The sequence below is a fragment of the Actinomyces lilanjuaniae genome (genome assembly GCF_003606385.1).
Classification (GTDB): Bacteria; Actinomycetota; Actinomycetes; order Actinomycetales; family Actinomycetaceae; genus Actinomyces; species Actinomyces lilanjuaniae.
The window spans coordinates 1975632-1990340 of the sequence record NZ_CP032514.1 but is presented as its reverse complement, the minus strand read 5'-3'; the positions used below and the strand labels follow the sequence as shown (position 1 = coordinate 1990340).

Here is a 14709-nt window from a genome sequence, read left to right as displayed (position 1 = left end):
CCGGGTCCAGTGACCTGTGACGACGTGGTACCGGTAGGACAGGTGGTGACGGTCGCGAGTTCACCTAGGCTTGGAGGCATGGCAGGTACCTCAGCAGGCACTCCGGCAGGTATGTCGGGTCTAGCAGGACACGAGCTGGTCAAGGGGCACGCGACTCTGAACGACTTCCTCGTCCTTGTGGACCCTGACTGTGAGATCGAGCTGAGCGTGACGGATGTCGTGGCGGTGTGCGACCGTCGCGGCGGCATCGGGGCTGACGGGTTCATCCGGGTGGTGCGGACCTCGGCCCTGCCCGGTGCGAAGCAGCTGGCCTCGGCCGCGCCCGAGGCCCGGTGGTTCATGGACTGCTACGCTGCCGACGGCTCGGTGCTGGGGGCGTGCGGCAACGCCGCGCGCCTGTTCGCCCGCGTCCTGGAGACGGAGGGGCTGGAGCCGCTGGGCGACGGGGACTCGGTGACCATCGGTACCAGGGCGGGAGCGCGTACGGTTACCCGGCTGGGAGACCTGTGGACGGTGGACATGGGGCCGACCGGGCTCGCCCGTGCCCAGGAGGCCCAGGCCGAGGGCTGGGACACGGCGGTGGTCGTCCCGGGGCTTGAGGGCGCACGCGCTGGCCTGAGCGTGACCGTGTCCAGTCCCCACGTCCCTCATGTCGTGGTCGCCCTGGGGGAGGAGTCCGAGCTGGAGGCCGCAGAGCTGGACCTGAGAGGCTCGGCGGCGCCGGTCCGCTACGAGCCTGAGCCTGTCCCGGGGGTGAGCCTGGACCTTGTCGTCCCCCTGGGTGAGGAGACCGACCCCGCTACGGGCCAGGTGGTGAGCTGCGCACAGGTACGCGTGCTGGGGCGGGGGGCGCAGGAGGTCCTCTCCAGCGGCACGGGCTGCTGCGCCGCAGCTGTCGCGCTGCACCAGTGGGCGGGAGAGACGGCCTCACGTCATTACCAGATCCGGACCCGTGGTGGGCATCTCGGGGTCCATGTGGAGGCTGACCCGCTGGCTGAGGACGCGGCCCTCCTGCTGACGGGACCCGCTGCCGTCACCGGACGGGTGCGGGTGGCCTGACGCAGGGGCGCCGCTTGCGGGAGCCTGGTACCCGGCAGCGGCGCTGCCGGGCTGGCCTACGGTACCCAGGCGCCGTAGGCCAGCCAGCGGTCAGTCGTCGCTGACGGTCACGAGCACCTCAATGTTGCCACGGGTGGCGTTGGAGTAGGGGCAGACCTGGTGGGCCTGGTCTGCCAGGGCCTGGGCCTCGTCGTGGGGGAGGTCAGGGATGATGACCTCCAGCTCGACAGCCAGCCCGAAGCCCTCGCCCTCCTTGGCCACGGACACGCGGGCGCCTACGGAGCTGTCTCCCAGCTTCTTGCCAGCAGTACGGGCCACGGCCTGCAGGGCGGAGTGGAAGCAGGCAGCGTACCCGGAGGCGAAGAGCAGCTCTGGGTTGGGGGCACCGCCCTTGCCGCCCATCTCCACGGGGACGGCCAGGTCCAGGTCCACCAGGCCGTCGGTGGTACGGACGTGGCCGTTGCGGGCGGCACCGGTGCTCAGGGCCTCAGCGGTGTAGATGGCTTCCATGGTATTGCTCCTTTCTGCGGGTCCTTCCGCAGGACCTGCTGTGTCTGGGTAGCAGGGCGGCACTGCGATCCTGCCCGGCAGGGTCGCTGCAGCCAGTTCGTGCGGCCGACCCCTGTAGGCGGCCGCCGCCAGGATGCCGGTATCGGGCTGACGTGCCTGCCCGGCCCGAAGAATTGTACACAACTAAGTTGTGCTCCTGAAGAGACGGTATGCTTGTGTCATGGGATCCCAGGGTGCCGCTATGGCTGAACCGCTCCTGGAGGACTGGCTGTGCCTGGCTCTCTACCGGGCCTCGCGCGCCGTTATCCGCTCCTACGGGCCGCTTCTGTCCGATGCCGGGCTCACCTACCCCCAGTACCTGGTCATGACGGCCCTGTGGCAGGAAGACGGGCCGCTAGGTGTGAGTGAGCTCGGGAGGCGTCTGGGCCTGGACAGCGGGACCCTCACCCCTCTGCTGCGCCGTCTGGAGGAGCAGGGGCGGGTGGAGCGGCGCCGGGTTGACACCGACGAGCGTAGGGTGATGGTGCACGTGACACCCGCGGGTCAGGACCTGCGCAGGCAGGTGGGACATGTGGCCCCGTCCGTCGCGCGACGCTACCCCCTCAGTACGCAGGAGGCCGCCACCCTGCACGCCCAGCTGTGCAGGGTCACGCGGGTCTTTGAGGCCTCTGAGGGGTAAGGGGTACCCCGGGAGCCGGTGCTGGGGGTGAGCAGCCAGGGGGATGGTTCGTGCGGGCTCGCACGACGCCACGCTCCCTCAGCCGGTCCCTGTCAGTCCACGAACGGGCTCGGGTCTGCCTGGTCCTTGCCGGGGGTGCGCGGCCTGTTCTCGGTGACCTCCTCCGGCTGCGTCGTGACGACGACCTTGCCCCGGGTGCCGCCCGCCTGCAGCTGGGCGAGGGCCTCGCGAGTCCTCTCAAAGGGCAGCACCCGACCGACCTGGGGGCGCAGAGCGCCACTGTCAACGATCTTGGCGACGGTACGCAGTACCTCCCCGTCAGGGAAGAAGAACAGGAAGCGGTAGCTGGCGCCCCGCGACCGGGCGCGTCGGCGCAGCCGGTGGCTGAGCACGGTCACGGCGAGCCTGAGCACTGGGCCGGCGCCGATCTGGTCAGCGACACCAGGGTCGGGGACGCTGGCCAGGCCGATGACCATGCCGCCGGGGCGCACGACATCCAGGGAGCGGTAGATGACGTCCCCGCCCTGGGTGTCCAGGACCAGGTCAACCGGTACACTCTTCAGCCGTTCGACGAAGTCCTCGCTGCGGTAGTCGATGACAAGGTCGGCCCCCAGCTCGCGGGCGTAGTCGGCGTTGGCGGCTGAGGCGGTCGTGACCACGGTGGCCCCCAGGTGCTTGGCCAGTTGGATGGCGACCACCCCGACGCCTCCGGTACCGCCGTGGATGAGGACTACCTGCCCGGGACTCAGGTGCCACAGCCCGGTAAAGGCGCGCCAGGTGGTCAGGGCAGACAGGGGTAGAGAGGCCGCCTCAACCAGGGAGACCGAGGATGGCACCGCTGCGACAGCGGCGGAGTCGATGGCCACGGTCTCCGCGAAGGAGCCCATGGCGGTCATCCCGGTGTAGCCGTAGACGCGGTCGCCTACCGCGAAGTCAGTGACGGCGGAACCGACCTCCACCACCTCTCCGGCCAGCTCGCTTCCCAGGACCTTGGGCAGGTTGAGACGGAAGATGTTCTTGAACTCTCCTGCCCGGACGCGCTCGTCGACGTGGTTGACGCCGCTGGCCACCATACGCACGAGGACCTCGTGCGGGGCAGGGGAGGGGGTGGGGATGGTGGCGGGTCTCAGCGGGGCGCCGTACTTGTCCAGCATCAGTGCGTGCACGTGTCCTCCTCGTAGTAGGTTGGGTCGGTGGTGACGTGCTGGTTATATTCTGCACCGGCGTGGTGGCGCGTGCCGGGGCTCCTAGGTCATCTGCGCCCTACGCTCTCCGTCTCCCCAGGTGCCTGGCCAGGTAGCGGCCTGTCACCGAGGCCGGGGCGGCGGCGACCTGGGCGGGTGTGCCCGTGGCGACCACGCGGCCGCCGTCCTGGCCACCTCCCGGTCCCATGTCGATGATCCAGTCGGCGTTGGCGATCATGTCCAGGTCGTGCTCAATGACAACGACGCTCGCCCCCTGCTCGATCAGCCTGTCCAGCACCCCCAGCAGCACGCGCACGTCCAGCGGGTGCAGCCCGATGCTCGGCTCGTCCAGGACGAACAGCGTCCCGTGCTGGTCGCGTCCCAGGTCCTCGGCGAGCTTGAGACGCTGAGCCTCCCCGCCTGACAGTGTCGTCGTAGCCTCGCCCAGGCGCAGGTAGCCCAGTCCCAGCTCGACCAGCAGCTCCAGGCGCCGCCGGGCGCTAGGCAGGTCGCTGACCGCCTCACAGGCCTGCTCCACCGTCATGGCCAGCAGACTGGGCAGGGATGTCGCCTCTGCCTGGCTGCCGCCGCGTCTGACCCGGCGGTACTCCAGGGCCTGCACCCGGTAGCGGCTGCCCTCGCAGGCAGGGCAGACGATCTCCACGTCAGGCAGGAACTGTACGTCGAGGACCACCTGGCCGGTCCCGTCGCAGGTGGGGCATCGCAGGGACCCGGTGTTGTAGGAGAAGTCCCCCGCCTTCAACCCGGCCTGCCGGGCCTGGGGCAAGGCCGCCCAGGTGCGGCGCAAGGAGTCAAGCACCCCGGAGTAGGTGGCGACGGTAGAGCGCACGTTGGCGCCGATCGGTGTGGAATCCACCACCACGACGCGGCGCGTTCCTCCGGTCTCGATGCTCGTGGCTGGGCGGGGCAGCGGCTCGTCTCCCGCCAGGGAGGCCAGGGCGGGCACCAGTGCCTCCAGCACCAGGGTCGTCTTGCCCGAGCCCGAGACCCCGGTCACCGCGGTCAGCCGCTGCTCGGGCAGCTCCACGTCAAGGGCGCGCACCGTGTGGACCGGGGCGGTCTCCAGACGGACCCTGCCGTGGTCGAAGACCTCCTCGGGTGCGGCGGTGTCACGTACCAGGACGTCCTCGGTGCCGGTGAGGAACCCGGCCACCTGGGAGGCAGGGTCGGCCAGGGCCTGCTCCAGCGGGGCGCAGATCACCACCTGGCCGCCCTGCGCGCCCGATCCGGGGCCGATCTCGAGGAGCCAGTCGGCCTGTGCCAGCAAGGCGGCGTCGTGGTCGACAACAAGCACCGAGTTCCCGTCGGCCAGGAGGTCGCGCATGACGGCCAGGAGGCCCGCGACGTTGGCCGGGTGCAGGCCGATGCTCGGCTCGTCGAGCACGTAGAGGACCCCGGTGGTGCGGTTGCGTACCGCTCGGGCCAGCTGGACGCGCTGGCGCTCACCGGTGGACAGCGTCGAGGAGGCCCGGTCCAGGCTGAGGTAGCCCAGTCCCAGGTCGAGCAGCCTGGTGGCGGTCACCGTCAGCTCGTCGACGATCTGGCGAGCCATGGCGGTCAGGTCGTCCGGCATGGTCCCCGGAATTCCCGCCGCCCACTCCACCAGGTCGCCCAGGGGCATGACGCAGGCCTGGTCCAGGCTGATGCCGCGCACCATTGTGGAGCGCGCCAGCTCAGACAGGCGGGAGCCGCCGCAGTCCGGGCAGCTCGCCTCGTGGAGGAACTTCTCCACCCGCCTCATGCCCCGTTCGTCCTTCACCTTGGCCAGCGCGTTCTCCACGGTGTGTACCGCGCTGTAGTAGGTGAAGTCCATCTCGGCGGCCACGCCGGTCTTGTCGTTGACGTAGAGGATGTGCCTCTTCTCGGCGGGGCCGTGGAGCACGATGTCCCGCTCCCGGGCCGTCAGCTCGCGGAACGGCACGTCCGTGCGCACGTCCATCTCACGGACGATGTCCTTCATAAGTGACCACATCAGGTTCTGCCAGGGGGCGACGGCGCCCTCGTCAATGGTCAGGGAGTCGTCGGGCACCAGGGTGGACTCGTCCACTGTGCGTACCACGCCCGTGCCCTCGCACCGGGGGCAGGCACCCTCAGAGTTGAAGGCGAAGGACTCCGCACTCGGCGGGGAGAACTGGGTGCCGCACGTGGTGCAGCGCAGGGGGCGCTCGAGGGCGACGTTAGTGGTCGGCTCGTTGACGTGGCCCTGCGGGCACGTGTGGTGGCCTAGCCGGGAGTAGACCAGGCGCAGCGAGCTGAGCACCTCGGTTGAGGTGCCGAAGGTCGAGCGCACCCCGGGCACGGGTGGGCGCTGGTGCAGGGCCAGGGCAGCAGGGACGTGAAGCACCTCGTCGACGGCGGGGCGGGTCGCCTGGGTCAGGCGCCGTCGCGTGTAGGTGGACAGGGACTCCAGATAGCGGCGGGCGCCCTCGGCGTAGAGGACTCCTAGGGCCAGGGAGGACTTGCCCGAGCCGGACACGCCAGCCACGGCGACCAGTCGCCCCAGGGGTACCTCCACGGTGACGTCCTTGAGGTTGTGGACGCGGGCGCCACGCACGGTGATTGCGGGAGGGGCCACAGACCGGGCAGTCATACGGGCAGCCTAGATCCCTGCCGCGAGCCACAGCGTGAGGGCGTCCAGAGTCAGCGTGTCTGACAGTCCAGCGGTCCCAGCGACCGGTCCGTGTAGAACAGCAGGTCGGTGTCGGATCCCTTATGGTCTCGCCCGTGGCGACGGGGCCGAACACCCTGACCCTGGAGGCCGACCTCTCCGGGCAACAGTGCTGGCGGCTCGTCCGCCAGGGGCGGGCCAGCGCCGACTCCTTCGAGCCGGTGCGTCGCTGGCTGGCGCCTGCACCTGCTGCCCCGCCCCGTCGTGTACGCAGCCGCCGGGCTCGGGCCCGCCTGCAGCCCAGACCTGTCCCGGCTGCTGCGGTATCGGTGGTCACGGCATCGTCGGGCGGGGAGGGGTCACAGGAGGTCGTCGGCTCCCCCTGGTGCTACCTGCGTGCGGCGCAGGTCTCCCCGGAGGAGGCTGTGGGAGGACCTCCTGGAACGCTACGGCGTGGTCTGCCGGGAGACGGCGGCAGCGGGCGGCGTCCGTGGCGGCCTGACCCCGCTTCACGCGGTCCTGCGTCGTATGGAGGACACCGGGGCGGTCCTGCGGGGGCAGTTCGTCGAGGGGCTCGGGCCTGTCCAGTTCGCCCGGCAGGACGCTGTCGAGCAGCTGCGCGCAGTCGGTGCCTGCCAGGACAGCGGCTTCGTGCAGCCGACCTCCGCTCGCGCGTGCCCCGTGCTGAGCAGTTGCGATACCATCACGCGGGTGATTCGTTCAAGTACCGTGTCCCTAGCTTCCCCGTCCTCCCGGTCCTTCCCTCGCGGCCTGCGGGCTCTGAGGCTTGCGCCGCTGGTCGCCCTCCTGGTCGGCCTCCTGTCGCTGGTGGGCTCGTGGCTCCTGGTCGCTCCTGCCGTCGCTGCCGAGGACGACCGCCACGTCGACATGACCGTGACCCTGCACGAGGAGGAGGCTGTTGACATCGCCATCTTCTTTGCCCAGGAGGGCGCGACCACCTCGGAGACGGAGGACGGCTGCGACCCGGCGGACTTCGAGGAGGACGCGGAAGAGGTTAGTGGCACGATGACCGTCGAGGTTGCTGAGCTCGACGGCATGCCTGCCTGCTCCGTGCGTTTCACGGGTCTGCGCCTGCGGGACGTGGAGGAGCTCTTCACCGACAGCATCACCGTGCGCCACACCGACAGTGCCTACGAGGTCGTCCTGGACGAGGACTTCTTCTACAACTTCGATCAGGCGCGTCTGACCGTCCGCTTCCCGGGCGGCGTGGAGTCCGCCTCCGGTGCCAGCGAGATCGACGGCTCGACTGTGACGTGGGCCGACGCTGCCTCCGAGGACAGGATCCGGGTGACCGGCGGCGACTCGGAGGGGCTGCCCTGGCTGCTGCCCGCGCTGATCGGCGGTGGGGTCCTCCTGGCGGCCGTGGCGGGGGTCGTCGTCTTCCTGGTGGTGCGTCGTCGTCGCTCTGCGACGTCAGCACAGCCCTTGGTGCAGCAGCCCGCAGCGGGCTACGGCGTGTCGGCACCGGGTGCTCCAGGTGCTTCCACCTACCCGGTGCCGGGCCAGCCTCAGGCGCCCGTCCAGCCGCAGGGCGGCTACAGCGCCCAGCCTCAGGCCGCCTACCCCCAGGCACCTCAGGTGCCGTACACCTCGGGTCAGGGCCAGGTGCCGCCGACCGGTTATGCCCCGGGCCAGGGACAGGCTCCCGCTGGGCCACAGCCCCCGGCGCAGCCCGGGCAGGGCGTGTGGCCGCCCCAGGACCTGGGCGCCTCGCAGTAGGCCGGGACAGGGCAGGGCTGTGCGGGACCGCACAGGACTGGGCGGCCCCTGACGGCAGTGCCCACGCGACCCACGCGGTCTACACACCCTGCGCGCTGGTGCCAGCCCGGCGGGGCGGCCCTTCCCGTGCTCCCTGGTCAGGAGCGCGCGACCCGCAGCACCCGGAAGCCCTTGGCCGAGGCACTTTTGCCCGCCTGCCAGCCCTCCTCGACAAGCCACCTGGTCAGGGAGTCAGCGCCCAGGTTCTTATTCACTACCAGCCAGGCCTCACCGTGCTCAGACAGTAGGGACAGCCAGGTGGTGAGCAGGTCGTGAAGAGCCCTCTTGCCGACCCTCACCGGGGGATTGGACCATATGAGGTCCAGCCTCCGCCCGGACTGCGTCAGTCTGCGCTGGAGGTCGCCTGCCAGGTAGGGGCTGACGTTGGTCAGCCCTGCGCCTGCGGCATTGCGCTCTGTCAGCTCCACCGCCCGCTCGTTGACGTCCGTGGCCAGGACGAGCGCCTGCGGTGAGGCCTGTGCCATGGCCAGGGCGATGGGGCCCCACCCGCAGCCTAGGTCCAGGAAGGTGCCGTGCGCTGGAGGCTGTGGCACGTGGTCAAGCAGGACGCGGGTCCCCCGGTCCAGGCGGTCTGCGGAGAAGACTCCGGAGGCGGTGACTACCTCGTACTCGGTGCCGCACACAAGGACCCGCCGGGTGCGCTCCTGCACGGAGCCGCTGGGCGAGGCGGTGAAGTAGTGCTCGTTCACGGCTCAAGGCTACCGGGCAGGGTGCCTGCTCCCTCTTCTTCCGGGGGCTATCCGCTTCCTGTACCGAGTGGTCCGTGCGCCGCACCGGCTCAGGCCGCTCGACGAGCCAGCAATGGGGTGCAGGCTAGCAGGAGCGCGAGCACGACGACGGCACCCACCAGGCGGGCGCCGTCGACCCCGGCGGTCGTGGGAGCGACGAGTGCCGTGGTGAAGGTTCCCAGCGCCGCGCCCCCGGCAGTGGTCGCCACGGTCACCGAGGTCGCCGCACCGGCCTCGGAGATCCCGTCCTCATGGCCCTCAGGTGGCTGGCTCACGCACCGGATGAGCGTGTCCTGGTGGGTGAGGCCCATCCCTGTGCCCGCCAGGCCGAAGCCCACGTGCAGCCACCACCAGGGCGGTGCTGCGGTGAAGGCGAGAGCCATCAGCGCGGCACCGCCGGTCAGGCACGCGGCCCCGGCCGTGGTACGTGCCGTGTAGTGGCGCGTAGCCCGCGCCGGTCGCGCCCCGCACCACATGGCAGTGACGGACCACAGCACCCCTGCGCAGGTCAGTGCCCAGCCGATCGGCCCCGCGCCTAGTCCCAGGACGTCGTGGGCGCCGGGAGAGACCAGGAAGTCTAGGGAGAAGTAGGCCGCACACACCCAGGCCAGTGTGGCTACCGCCGCCCGGCGCCCCGGGGCCAGACGCATGGTTCCCGGCGGAAACACCCGGGCGCAGGCCCAGACCACCGTGGCGGCACCAAGGAGGCAGCCGGGCCAGAACCACCAGCGTCCCGCCGGAGCCAGTCCGATCATTCCCACTCCCGCAGCCAGGGCGAGCGCCGCCGTCCACGGTGCGGCGGCCCCGTCGTCCTCGACGTGAAGCCCCCGGACCTCTCGGGACATAACCAGCCGTGCCGCCACCAGCAGGGGCACGTAGGCCACCAGTGCCCACCTCCACCCCCACAGCGTGCTCGTGGTAGCGGCGTAGGCGGGACCTAGCAGGGAGGAGACCACCCACGTCGCTGAGCTGGCTGCCAGGAAGAGGCGCTTCCAGGCCTCGGGCAGCCCCGCGACGAGTACCCCCATAGTGACGGTGGCCAGCGCCCCGGCGGCCAGGCCGCGCAGGACCTCGGCCGCCACGTAGATCTCGATGCTCGGAGCCAGGGCTCCCCAGGCCGCTCCGGCCACCAGGACGGCGGTCAGGGCAGTCATGAGCCGGTCCGCCCGCCACCGCACCAGCATCGCCCCGCCCAGGGGCATGGTGAGGAAGGCCGGTACCTGGGCAGCGGCCGTCACCAGGCCGTAGTGGTCGCGGGCGTGCAGGTCGGTGGCCAGCAGGGGTAGGACCGTCTGGTTGATGTAGACCTGCATCCCGGCCAGCAGCTCGACCACGAGCATGGCAAGTACCAGGTGGCCCAGGCGGGTGAGCAGCAGGGTCCGGGGCGTGGGGGCGGGGGTCGTGCTCACGCTGGTTGCGACAGCCGGGAGGAACGCAGCCCCAGGAGCGCGACGACACGCCTGAGCGCGGTCACGACCAGGGCGGGCACACCGATCAGCATGGCGACCCACATCTTCAGGACCAGCAGGAACAGGGGAGTCATCCAGATGAGGACGACCACGATGAGGTTACTTCCCCAGGCGCTGTAGCTGGTACCTAGCGCGGACCAGAACCGTAGCGCCCGCCACCCGAAGGGCCATCCGGCGCCAATGACAGTGAAAGTGAGCGCGCCGCCGACCTCGGACCACGAGCGCGTGAGGGCGTAGAAGGCCGCAGCCCCTGCGATCGCACCGACTACCACCATGACGGTGTCCGTGACGGCTCCTGCGACCTCCTGGGAGGTCTTCGCGGCAACGCACGTGGGGCAGCCGACGTCGGGGCGCCGGGCGGCGCACTCGTGGCACAGAGCGGTCCCGCACTCGCAGACGAGCGCGGCTGGGGTCTCAGGATGGTGGAGGCAGTTCATACAGTCACCCTAGGAGCACCCTAGGAGATGACCCTAGGCGACACAGGCGGTCAGGATGGCGGGAACACCGAGCTGTGGGCGGTCCGTCTTCCCGTGCCTGCCACACGGCCCACGGACCTCGCGGGCAGTCCTGGGCGGGGCTCCGGGCACCTCTTACAGGCACCTGGGACGAGTGGCAGGTTGTGCGGACCAGGGCAGGGAGCTATGCTGAACTCATGTGGATTCTGCGTATGCGCTGAGCCGGAGAGGCGGCCTTGCCGACGGTCATCGTTGACGGTCGCGGTCCCACCCCGGCTCCGTCCTGCACCGAACCGGGCCCGGACGCACCGGGAAGGTCTGTTGAGCCCACGCTCCGGGCCGTGTCTACGCATACTGCAAGGAGTCTCAAGGTGACCCGTTCTCGATCCACTGTTCCTGCCGCGCATGCCGACTCTCAGCGCGGCGCCCGCACCGAGTCCCCTGACGTCCCCGATGACGTCGACGGTGGGCTCCCGCAGCTCCCGCCCGCTCCCGAGGACGTCGTGGCCCGTGTCCTGTCCCGGGCCGGAACCGCCCTGGCCTCGACGTCGGGATCCTCCTCCCGTGATGGCCTGGGCAGCCTCGCTGACCTTGACGGAGAGCATGACGACGGCTCGCTGGAGCGTGAGGCCCGTGCCGGCCTGCGACGTGTGGCCAGCCTGTCCACCGAGCTCCAGGACGTCTCCGAGGTCGAGTACCGCCAGGTCCGCCTGGAGAAGGTAGTTCTTGTCGGCCTGGACCTCTCCCGGTCCCGGACCGGGGAGAGGGGCGATCACCGTGCCCGCGGTGCCACCGGCGTAGACCGGGCCGACGCCGCCGGGTCCCAGGATATCGTGACCTCTCTGCGCGAGCTGGCCGCCCTGGCACAGACCGCCGGCTCCCAGGTCCTGGACGCGGTGATCCAGAGGCGTGACCACCCCGACCCCGCCACCTACCTGGGCAGCGGTAAGGCGCGCGAGCTTGCGGAGGCGGTGGCCGCCTCGGGGGCGGATACGGTCATCGTCGACGACGAGCTGTCCCCCTCTCAGCGCCGCGCCCTGGAGGACGTCGTCGGCGTCAAGGTGGTGGACCGTACCGCCCTCATTCTGGACATCTTCGCCCAGCACGCCAAGTCGCGCGAGGGCAAGGCCCAGGTCGAGCTCGCCCAGCTGGAGTACCTGCTGCCGCGCCTGCGTGGCTGGGGCGAGTCCATGTCCCGGCAGGCCGGCGGACGCGTGGCCGGCGGCCAGGGGATCGGCTCACGCGGCCCCGGAGAGACCAAGATCGAGCTCGACCGCCGACGCATCCACACCCGCATGGCCAGGCTGCGACGCGAGATCAAGGAGATGACTCCCTCCCGCCAGGCCAGGCGCGGCTCGCGGCGGCGTGGCGGCATCCCCTCGGTAGCGATCGCCGGGTACACCAACGCGGGCAAGTCCTCCCTCATGAACCGCCTCACCGACGCGGGCGCCATGGTCCAGGACGCGCTGTTCGCCACGCTGGACCCCACCGTGCGCCGGGCTGAGACTGCTGAGGGGCGCACCTACACCCTGACGGACACGGTCGGCTTCGTGCGCAACCTGCCCCACGAGCTCATTGAGGCGTTCCGCTCCACCCTGGAGGAGGTGGCTGAGGCGGACCTCCTCCTCCACGTGGTTGACGCCGCCCATCCGGACCCCCTGGGCCAGGTCGCGGCGGTGCGTCACGTCCTGTCGGACGTACCTGGTGCCCTGGAGGTGCCTGAGCTGGTGGTGCTCAACAAGGCGGACCTGGCGGACCCTGTCGTCGTGGCGACCTTGCGTACCGCCCTCCCTGGTGCCGTCGTCACCTCGGCACGTACCGGAGAGGGGCTGGCTAGGCTGCGCGAGCGTGTGGAGGAGGCGCTGCCGCGTCCCGACGTCGTCGTGGACGTCGTCGTTCCTTACTCACGCGGTGACCTGGTCTCCCGTGCCCATGCCGACGGAGAGGTCGACTCCGCCGACTATACGGAGGCCGGGACCCACCTGGTCGCCCGGGTAGGTCCGGCACTGGCCGCGGAGCTGAGGTCCGCCTGTGCCGAGGATGCCGGTGCCGACGGGCACGTGGCGAAGGCAGACGAGGAGCCCGGGACGGCTGATGGCTGAGCCGACCGGGGCTGAGCCGACGGGCCGGGCACAGGACAGCCAGGACAGCCAAGACAGCATTGTGTCCGTCCTGCGGTCCGCGGTCAACGAGGTGGGAGGCAGCCCGCGCCAGGGGCAGGCCACGATGGCGGCAGCGGTGGGGGAGACGCTCCAGGACGGGGGCCACCTTCTGGTCCAGGCGGGGACGGGTACTGGTAAGTCCCTGGCCTACCTGGTACCGGTTATGCTCGACTCGGTCGGCGCCGGTCACCGGGTCGTAGTCTCCACAGCCACCCTGGCGCTACAGCGCCAGGTCCTGGCCAAGGATGCCCCTGTAGCGGCGCAGGCGGTAGAGCGTGCTACCGGGTCGAGACCCCGGGTGGCGCTGCTCAAGGGCTGGCACAACTACCTGTGCCGCTACCGGCTGGAGGGGGGCTACCCCGCCGAGGACGACGACGTCGGTAACGCCCTCTTCGGCGCCGGGGAGGTGCTGTCAGGGCCGGGAGTCGGTCAGGCTGGCGCCCTGGGTCTGGGGGAGCAGGTGGTCAGGCTGCGGGAGTGGGCCCGGACCACCGACAGCGGTGACCGTGACGACCTCGTACCGGGCGTGTCTGACCGGGCCTGGAGACAGGTCAGCGTCTCGCGGGCCCAGTGCCTGGGGCACTCCTGCCCGGTCAGGGACGAGTGCTTCCCCCGTGCGGCCCGGTCGCAGGCTGCCCAGGCTGACATTGTCGTCACTAACCACGCCGTGCTGGGTGTCGTGGCTGCGGGCGGTCCCGGGGTCCTGCCCGACCACCAGGTCCTGGTGGTGGACGAGGCCCACGAGCTGGCCGAGCGGGTGCGCTCCCAGGGTACTGTCTCGCTGTCGGGTGCCGCAGTGGCCCGGGCCGCCACGACCGCCCGCAGGTACGCCTCGGTGCTGGTCTCCGACCTGGAGGCAGCAGGTCAGGGGCTGGCAGGCGTTCTGGACGAGCTTCCTGACGGCCGACTGGGGCAGGGGCTGCCGCCGTCACTGCGCAGCGCCCTGGTAGTCCTGGACGACGCGGTCCGCCAGGTTGCTGCCGACGTGCGTGAGAAGACTCGTGGTACCGCTGCCCGCGCCCAGGAGGCCGGGGGCCTCAGCATGGCCCGTCAGGCCCTCGCCGACCTGGTAGACACCGTGGACCGTCTGACCTCGGACGCGGTGGACCAGGGGCGGGAAGTGGCCTGGGTGGAGCGGCCTGGAGCCGGGGAGGAGCCGCCACGGCTCATGCTGGCACCCGTTGACGTCGCCTCGCGGGTGGCGACCACCCTGCTGGCGGGCCGCAGCACGGTGCTGACCTCCGCAACCCTGGTGTTGGGCGGAGGCTTTGGGCCGATGGCCCGCACCCTCGGACTGACCCTGGCGGGGGAGTCCTGGCGAGGCTTTGACGTGGGCTCGCCCTTCGACTATCCGCGTCAGGGCATCCTGTACGCGCCTACGCACCTTCCTCGTCCCGGCTCCGGTGTCTCGCAGGCCGCGCTGGAGGAGATGCTGGCCCTGGCGGAGGCCTCCGGGGGAGGGATGCTCGGCCTGTTCTCCTCGCGTCTGGCGGCACAGGAGGCGGCGGAGCTCCTGCGCTCATCCACCAGTCTGCCCGTCTACGCCCAGGGGGAGGACCAGCTGCCCACGCTCGTGGAGGCCTTTGCCTCCGACGACACAGCCTGCCTGGTGGGCAGCCTCAGCCTGTGGCAGGGGGTGGACGTGCCTGGGCGTACCTGCCGCCTGGTCGTCATCGACCGCATCCCGTTCCCCAGACCTGACGACCCCGTGGTCCAGGCACGCACCCAGGCTGTGGCCGCTGCGGGCGGCAACGGCTTCATGAGCGTGGCGGCGACGCACGCGGCCCTGCTGCTGGCTCAGGGCGCGGGCCGCCTCATCCGCCGTCGCCAGGACCGGGGCGTAGTCGCGGTCCTGGACCCCCGGCTGCGCACAGCCCGCTACGGGGGCTTCCTCTCCCGCTCCCTGCCGCCGCTGTGGCCGACCTCGGACCCGCAGGTCGTCCTGGGCGCGCTCACCCGTCTGGCCGCCCACGACTGAGCCGTTACGGCTCAGGTGCCAAGAGTCCCTCGGTGCGGCTGGTGGGACCACGTAGG

The 14709-nt window shown here is 70.8% G+C and carries 11 protein-coding genes; 5 read left to right on the top strand and 6 right to left on the bottom strand.

Translation table 11 applies throughout. The features are described 5' to 3' along the window. Positions 1 to 78: 78 nt before the first annotated feature. Positions 79 to 1059, top strand: a complete 981-nt coding sequence (locus D5R93_RS08500; protein ID WP_243106676.1) for a diaminopimelate epimerase — start codon at positions 79 to 81, stop codon at positions 1057 to 1059. 90 nt (positions 1060 to 1149) lie between these two features. On the opposite strand, the gene D5R93_RS08495 is transcribed toward D5R93_RS08500, so the two are convergent. After that, complete coding sequence (locus tag D5R93_RS08495; RefSeq protein ID WP_119836090.1) at positions 1150 to 1569, bottom strand: organic hydroperoxide resistance protein; 420 nt, start codon at positions 1567 to 1569, stop codon at positions 1150 to 1152. Between the two features lie 220 nt (positions 1570 to 1789). On the opposite strand from D5R93_RS08495, the gene D5R93_RS08490 reads away from it, so the two are divergent. Beyond that, entirely contained in the window at positions 1790 to 2248 is a 459-nt protein-coding gene (locus D5R93_RS08490; RefSeq protein WP_243106675.1) for a MarR family winged helix-turn-helix transcriptional regulator, read from the top strand. A gap of 92 nt (positions 2249 to 2340) precedes the next feature. Here D5R93_RS08490 and D5R93_RS08485 read toward each other — a convergent pair whose 3' ends face one another. Together D5R93_RS08485 and D5R93_RS08480 are read right to left on the bottom strand one after the other, a co-directional pair. Then, positions 2341 to 3414, bottom strand: coding sequence for an NADP-dependent oxidoreductase (locus tag D5R93_RS08485; protein WP_119836088.1), 1074 nt, complete (start codon positions 3412 to 3414; stop codon positions 2341 to 2343). A 97-nt stretch (positions 3415 to 3511) separates the two neighbouring features. Continuing rightward, positions 3512 to 6043, bottom strand: a complete 2532-nt coding sequence (locus D5R93_RS08480; RefSeq protein ID WP_120204723.1) for an excinuclease ABC subunit UvrA — start codon at positions 6041 to 6043, stop codon at positions 3512 to 3514. Between the two features lie 414 nt (positions 6044 to 6457). On the opposite strand from D5R93_RS08480, the gene D5R93_RS08475 reads away from it, so the two are divergent. Beyond that, positions 6458 to 7801, top strand: a complete 1344-nt coding sequence (locus D5R93_RS08475; protein ID WP_120204721.1) for an Lhr family helicase — start codon at positions 6458 to 6460, stop codon at positions 7799 to 7801. A 137-nt stretch (positions 7802 to 7938) separates the two neighbouring features. On the opposite strand, the gene D5R93_RS08470 is transcribed toward D5R93_RS08475, so the two are convergent. From D5R93_RS08470 to D5R93_RS08460, 3 genes are all read right to left on the bottom strand, one after another. Then, a complete protein-coding gene (locus tag D5R93_RS08470) occupies positions 7939 to 8550 on the bottom strand; it encodes a class I SAM-dependent methyltransferase (RefSeq protein ID WP_119836085.1) in 612 nt (203 codons plus the stop codon). Positions 8551 to 8639: 89 nt separating this feature from the next. Then, the gene (locus D5R93_RS08465; protein WP_243106674.1) at positions 8640 to 9998 is read right to left on the bottom strand and encodes an MFS transporter; all 1359 of its coding nucleotides are present in this window, start codon (positions 9996 to 9998) and stop codon (positions 8640 to 8642) included. Then, entirely contained in the window at positions 9995 to 10495 is a 501-nt protein-coding gene (locus D5R93_RS08460; RefSeq protein ID WP_120204719.1) for a B-box zinc finger protein, read from the bottom strand. The genes D5R93_RS08465 and D5R93_RS08460 overlap by 4 nt, the downstream gene beginning before the upstream one ends. A gap of 389 nt (positions 10496 to 10884) precedes the next feature. Here D5R93_RS08460 and hflX point away from each other — a divergent pair, with 389 nt between their 5' ends. Then, positions 10885 to 12615, top strand: coding sequence for a GTPase HflX (gene hflX, locus D5R93_RS08455; RefSeq protein ID WP_120204717.1), 1731 nt, complete (start codon positions 10885 to 10887; stop codon positions 12613 to 12615). Next, positions 12608 to 14653, top strand: a complete 2046-nt coding sequence (locus tag D5R93_RS08450) for an ATP-dependent DNA helicase (protein WP_243106673.1) — start codon at positions 12608 to 12610, stop codon at positions 14651 to 14653. The genes hflX and D5R93_RS08450 overlap by 8 nt, the downstream gene beginning before the upstream one ends. Positions 14654 to 14709 lie beyond the last annotated feature (56 nt).